General features: G+C 50.1%; 3 rRNA genes. All 3 read right to left on the bottom strand.

Features of this window, described 5'->3' with window-relative positions:
- Positions 1-30: 30 nt before the first annotated feature.
- Positions 31-144: ribosomal RNA gene (gene rrf, locus DW761_RS10185) — 5S ribosomal RNA — on the bottom strand.
- Positions 145-191: 47 nt separating this feature from the next.
- A 23S ribosomal RNA gene (locus DW761_RS10190) occupies positions 192-3,094 on the bottom strand.
- A 227-nt stretch (positions 3,095-3,321) separates the two neighbouring features.
- A 16S ribosomal RNA gene (locus DW761_RS10195) occupies positions 3,322-4,861 on the bottom strand.
- The 16S, 23S and 5S rRNA genes sit together here, the layout of an rRNA operon.
- Between the last annotated feature and the right edge of the window lie 62 nt (positions 4,862-4,923).

Here is a 4,923-nt window from a genome sequence, read left to right on the forward strand (position 1 = left end):
AAAAAAGCCTCACAAATGTGAGGCAAACAGACCTGGCAACGTGCTATCTTCACTGGAGCTTGCCCAGCTATTGTCGCCGCTGAAGTGCTTAACTTCTGTGTTCGGGATGAGTACAGGTGTGTCCACTTCGCCTTCATCACCAGATCTTTTCTTTTGAGGTCGTTCCCTCAAAACTGAATAACAGTCGACTTGTGATTAAGTCCTCGACCTATTAGTATCAGTCAACTCCACGTATCACTACGTTTCCATCTCTGACCTATCTACCTCGTCGTCTTCAAGGGGTCTTACTTCCGAAGAATGGGAAATCTCATCTTGGAGGGGGCTTCGCGCTTAGATGCTTTCAGCGCTTATCCCTTCCCTACTTAGCTACCCAGCTATGCTCCTGGCGGAACAACTGGTGCACCAGCGGTAGGTCCATCCCGGTCCTCTCGTACTAAGGACAGCTCTCCTCAAATTTCCTTCGCCCACAACAGATAGGGACCGAACTGTCTCACGACGTTCTGAACCCAGCTCGCGTACCGCTTTAATGGGCGGACAGCCCAACCCTTGGAACCGAATTCAGCTCCAGGATGCGATGAGCCGACATCGAGGTGCCAAACCTCGCCGTCGATGTGAACTCTTGGGCGAGATCAGCCTGTTATCCCCAGGGTAGCTTTTATCCGTTGAGCGACGGCCCTTCCATTCGGCACCGCCGGATCACTAATCCCGACTTTCGTCCCTGCTCGAGTTGTTTCTCTCGCAGTCAAGCACGCTTCTGCATTTGCACTCGTCGATTGATTTCCATCCAATCTGAGCGTACCTTTGGGCGCCTCCGTTACTCTTTAGGAGGCGACCGCCCCAGTCAAACTGCCCACCTGACACGGTCCCTCATCCAGTTCATGGATGCAGGTTAGAATTTCAATCAAACAAGAGTGGTATCCCAACAGCGGCTCCTCGTATACTGGCGTACACGTCTCTTCGCCTCCCACCTATCCTGTACATCTTTGATCAAAACTCAATATCAGGCTACAGTAAAGCTCCATGGGGTCTTTCCGTCTAGTTGCGGGTAACCTGCATTTTCACAGGTACTAAGATTTCACCGAGTCTGCTGCCGAGACAGCGCCCAAATCGTTACGCCTTTCGTGCGGGTCAGAACTTACCTGACAAGGAATTTCGCTACCTTAGGACCGTTATAGTTACGGCCGCCGTTCACTGGGGCTTCAGTTCACTGCTTCCTCTTGCGATTCACAGATCCTTTTAACCTTCCAGCACCGGGCAGGCGTCACCCCCTATACTTCGTCTTGCGACTTTGCAGAGAGCTGTGTTTTAGTTAAACAGTCGCTTGGGCCTCTTCACTGCGGCTCTCTTTTACAAGAGCACTCCTTATCGCTAACTTACGGAGTCATTTTGCCGAGTTCCTTGGCAACAGTTCTCTCGCTCACCTCAGGATCCTCTCCTTGCCCACCTGTGTCGGTTTTGGTACGGGCCGCTATGGAATCAACGCTAGAAACTTTTCCTGGAAGCTGGCCTCATGTGCTTCGGTACTTGTCCGTAGACGTTCCCTTACCTGTCACGTTTTACATTTCGACGACGCATTTCACTGCCGTCCTGCTATTCGCTTCGCCCACAATCCATTCAGTGGGTCACACTAGCCTTCTCCGTCATTCCTTCACTTCCATCGCGGGTACAGGAATATCTGCCTGTTTTCCATCCACTACGCCTTTCGGCCTCGCGTTAGGTCCCGACTTACCCAGGGCGGACGAACCTTCCCCTGGAACCCTTGGGCTATCGGTGTGTAGGATTCTCACCTACATCTCGCTACTCACACCGGCATTCTCACTTCCATACACTCCATCAGTCCTTACGATCTGACTTCTACGCAGTATGGAACGCTCCCCTACCACTTGTATTACTACAAATCCGCAGCTTCGGTAGTATGCTTAGCCCCGGTACATTTTCGGCGCAGGGTCACTCGACTAGTGAGCTGTTACGCACTCTTTGAAGGGTGGCTGCTTCTGAGCCAACCTCCTAGTTGTCTGTGCATCCCCACATCCTTTTCCACTTAGCATACATTTTGGGACCTTAACTGGCGGTCTGGGCTGTTTCCCTTTTGACCATGGACCTTATCACCCACAGTCTGACTGCCGAGTATATATATTGGCATTCGGAGTTTGATTATACTCAGTACCCCGGGATGGGGCCATCGTACATTCAGTGCTCTACCTCCAACATACTCTTCCTCGACGCTAGCCCTAAAGCTATTTCGGGGAGAACCAGCTATATCCGTGTTCGATTGGAATTTCTCCCCTAGCCACAACTCATCCGCCAACTTTTCAACGGGGGTCGGTTCGGTCCTCCATTCAGTTTCACCTGAACTTCAACCTGGTCATGGCTAGATCACACGGTTTCGGGTCTACGTCATCGTACTGCCGCCCTATTAAGACTCGCTTTCGCTTCGGCTCCGTATCTTCTACTTAACCTCGCACGATAACGTAACTCGCCGGTTCATTCTACAAAAGGCACGCCATCACCCTTTAACGGGCTCTGACTTCTTGTAGGCATACGGTTTCAGGTTCTCTTTCACTCCGCTCCCGCGGTTCTTTTCACCTTTCCCTCACGGTACTGGTTCACTATCGGTCACTTGGGTATATTTAGCCTTGACGGATGGTCCCGCCTGCTTCCGACAAGATTTCTCGTGTCTCGCCGTACTCAGGATCCCACTAGACTTCACTACGATTTCGGTTACGGGACTTGCACCCTCTCCGGTCAGCCTTTCAATGCTGTTCTCCTATCGTCGTTCTTGTCTTGTCGTGGTCCTACAACCCCAGTTCGAGAACTGGTTTGGGCTCCTCCGCTTTCGCTCGCCGCTACTTACGGAATCATTCTTTATTTTCTTTTCCTCCGGGTACTTAGATGTTTCAGTTCCCCGGGTACCTCCCTCATGAGTTATGTATTCACTCATGGGTGTCATCCTATTACAGATGACGGGTTTCCCCATTCGGATATCTGCGGATCTTTGCGTGCGTACCGCTCCCCGCAGCATTTCGCTGTTTGCTGCGTCCTTCTTCAGTTCCAAGTGCCTAGGCATCCACCGTACGCCCTTTCTTACTTAATCACTACTTTTCTTCGTGTTTTTGCTTTCTCAAAGGTTTACTGAGTTACTGTTAACTTTTATTTAACTTTACTCGTGAATATCTATGTTTTTTCTTACAACTTTCGTTATAGACCTTACATATGTCTTCTGTTATTCAGTTTTCAAAGATCGACTTCTCGGAAATCCTTCTCAGACTTCCAAAACTAAACAGGAAATATCTCTTACTTCTTTTTGTACTTTCTCCTTAGAAAGGAGGTGATCCATCCCCACGTTCCCGTAGGGATACCTTGTTACGACTTAACCCCAGTCATCGGTCCTACCTTCGACGGCTCACTCCTTGCGGTTATGCCACCGGCTTCGGGTATTACCAACTCCCATGGTTTGACGGGCGGTGTGTACAAGGCCCGAGAACGTATTCACCGCAGCATGCTGATCTGCGATTACTAGCGATTCCGACTTCATGAAGTCGAGTTGCAGACTTCAATCCGAACTGAGACGTCCTTTATGAGATTTGCTTCACATCACTGTGTCGCTCCTCTTTGTAGACGCCATTGTAGTACGTGTGTAGCCCAGGCCATAAGGGGCATGATGATTTGACGTCATCCCCACCTTCCTCCGGTTTGTCACCGGCAGTCTCACATGAGTCCCCAACTGAATGCTGGTAACATGCGACAAGGGTTGCGCTCGTTGCGGGACTTAACCCAACATCTCACGACACGAGCTGACGACAACCATGCACCACCTGTGTGATATATAGCTATCTTTCTATCTCTAGAACATTTATATCCATGTCAAGGCCTGGTAAGGTTCTTCGCGTTGCTTCGAATTAAACCACATACTCCACCGCTTGTGCGGGCCCCCGTCAATTCCTTTGAGTTTCACACTTGCGTGCATACTCCCCAGGCGGAGAACTTATTGCGTTAACTGCAGCACTGAATCTCTCCAACACTTAGTTCTCATCGTTTACGGCGTGGACTACTAGGGTATCTAATCCTATTTGCTCCCCACGCTTTCGTGCCTCAGTGTCAGTTACAGGCCAGGCGACCGCCTTCGCCACTGGTGTTCCTCCATATATCTACGCATTTTACCGCTACACATGGAATTCCATCGCCCTCTCCTGCACTCTAGTACACCAGTTTCCAAAGCTTACAGCAGTTGAGCTGCTGGCTTTTACTTCAGACTTAATGCACCACCTACGCACCCTTTACGCCCAATCATTCCGGATAACGCTTGCCACCTACGTATTACCGCGGCTGCTGGCACGTAGTTAGCCGTGGCTTTCTGGTAAGATACCATCACTTGGACATCATTTCCTATATCCACCGTTTTTCTCTTACAACAGAGCTTTACGATCCGAAGACCTTCTTCACTCACGCGGCATTGCTCGTTCAGAGTTCCCTCCATTGACGAAAATTCCCTACTGCTGCCTCCCGTAGGAGTTTGGGCCGTGTCTCAGTCCCAATGTGGCCGTTCACCCTCTCAGGTCGGCTACGCATCGTTGCCTTGGTGGGCCGTTACCCCGCCAACTAGCTAATGCGCCGCAGGTCCATCCATGTTCAGAGCTAGCGCTCTTTTAATATGAGGCTCATGCGATCCTCATACCTATCCGGTTTTAGCAGACGTTTCCATCTGTTATCCCAGGCACATGGGCAGGTTCCCTACGTGTTACTCACCCGTTCGCCACTAAGTCTTTTTGAAAAGCAAGCTTTTCTAAAGACTTCGTTCGACTTGCATGTATTAGGCATGCCGCCAGCGTTCATCCTGAGCCAGGATCAAACTCTCCATTTGATATGACTCAAAACGTTACTAACGTTATGATTTTTGTTTTTCTGGTTCGTTTTATTTCTTTC

Source organism: Absiella sp. AM29-15, assembly GCF_003434225.1.
Lineage (GTDB): Bacteria > Bacillota_I > Bacilli_A > Erysipelotrichales > Erysipelotrichaceae > Hoskinsella > Hoskinsella hominis.